General features: G+C 63.2%; 1 pseudogene. It reads left to right on the top strand.

Annotation, left to right across the window (positions count from 1 at the left end):
• A pseudogene (locus tag WS89_RS34030) lies at positions 1-2114 on the top strand (ESPR-type extended signal peptide-containing protein); the annotation flags it as partial.

Below are 2114 nucleotides of genomic sequence, written 5' to 3'. Positions count from 1 at the left end.
GCCAACAGCTCCATCACGTCGCTGTCCACGTCGACCTCGACGGGCCTGTCCACGGCCAACAGCTCCATCACGTCGCTGTCCACGTCGACCTCGACGGGCCTGTCCACGGCCAACAGCTCCATCACGTCGCTTTCGACTTCGACCTCGACGGGCATCAACTCGCTGTCCACCGGCCTGAGCTCGGTCTCGACGAAGACGGACAACCTCGGTAATAGCACCGCCTCGGCACTTGGCGGCGGTTCGACGTACGACCCGACGACGGGCAAGGTCTCGGCCCCGTCGTACACCACGTACAACGCGAATGGCACGACGTCGACCGCCAACAGCGTGGGCTCGGCGATCGACAACATCAACAGCCAGGGCATCAAGTACTTCCACGCGAACTCTACCGGCCCCGACAGCACCGCAACGGGTGCCGACGCTGTCGCCATTGGCTCCGGCGCTGTCGCCAGCACGGACAACTCCGTCGCGCTCGGCGCCAACTCGAAGACCACCGCGGCAACCGCCACGAGCAGCGCCACCGTCAACGGCGTGACGTTCAGCGGATTCGCTGGCGCCAATCCGGTCGGCGTCGTCAGCGTGGGTGATAGCGGCAAGGAACGACAAGTCACCAACGTTGCCGCAGGCCAGGTGACTCCGACCAGTACCGATGCGATCAACGGCAGCCAGCTGTATTCGGTCGCTCAACAAGTCGGTACTGCGACCAGCGCCATTTCGTCGCTGTCCACGTCGACTTCGACTGGCTTGTCGACGGCCAACAGCTCGATCACCTCGCTGTCGACTTCGACCTCGACTGGCCTGTCCACGGCCAATAGCTCCATCACGTCCCTGTCGACTTCGACCTCGACCGGCCTGTCGACGGCTAACAGCTCGATTACGTCGCTGTCGACCTCGACCTCGACTGGCCTGTCCACGGCTAACAGCTCGATCACGTCGCTGTCGACCTCGACTTCGACTGGCCTGTCGACGGCTAACAGCTCGATCACGTCGCTCTCGACCTCGACCTCGACGGGCCTGTCGACGGCTAACAGCTCGATCACGTCGCTGTCGACTTCGACTTCGACGGGTCTGTCGACGGCTAACAGCTCCATCACGTCGCTGTCGACCTCGACCTCGACCGGTCTGTCCACGGCCAATAGCTCGATCACGTCGCTGTCCACGTCGACTTCGACGGGTCTGTCGACGGCCAACAGCTCGATCACGTCCCTGTCGACCTCGACCTCGACTGGCCTGTCGACGGCCAACAGCTCGATCACGTCGCTCTCGACCTCGACCTCGACTGGCCTGTCCACGGCCAACAGCTCGATCACGTCGCTGTCGACCTCGACTTCGACCGGTCTGTCGACGGCTAACAGCTCGATCACGTCGTTGTCGACCTCGACGTCGACCGGTCTGTCGACGGCCAACAGCTCGATCACGTCGTTGTCGACCTCGACCTCGACGGGCCTGTCGACGGCTAACAGCTCGATCACGTCGCTGTCGACTTCGACTTCGACGGGTCTGTCGACGGCTAACAGCTCCATCACCTCGCTGTCGACCTCGACCTCGACCGGTCTGTCCACGGCCAACAGCTCGATCACGTCGTTGTCGACCTCGACCTCGACGGGCCTGTCGACGGCTAACAGCTCGATCACGTCGCTGTCGACTTCGACTTCGACGGGTCTGTCGACGGCTAACAGCTCGATTACGTCGCTCTCGACCTCGACCTCGACCGGTCTGTCCACGGCCAATAGCTCGATCACGTCGCTGTCCACGTCGACTTCGACTGGCCTGTCGACGGCTAACAGCTCGATCACGTCGCTGTCCACGTCGACTTCGACTGGCCTGTCGACGGCTAACAGCTCCATCACCTCGCTGTCGACCTCGACCTCGACCGGTCTGTCCACGGCCAATAGCTCGATCACGTCGCTGTCGACCTCGACTTCGACGGGCCTGTCCACGGCCAACAGCTCCATCACGTCGCTGTCCACGTCGACCTCGACGGGCCTGTCCACGGCGAATAGCTCCATCACGTCGCTTTCGACCTCGACTTCGACTGGCCTGTCCACGGCCAACAGCTCCATCACGTCGCTGTCCACGTCGACCTCGACGGGCCTGTCCACGGCCAACAGCTC

It is taken from the genome of Burkholderia sp. MSMB1072, assembly GCF_001524725.1.
GTDB lineage: Bacteria > Pseudomonadota > Gammaproteobacteria > Burkholderiales > Burkholderiaceae > Burkholderia.
Note: the sequence above shows the minus strand (reverse complement) of the source record. Positions and strands in the feature narration are given on the sequence as shown.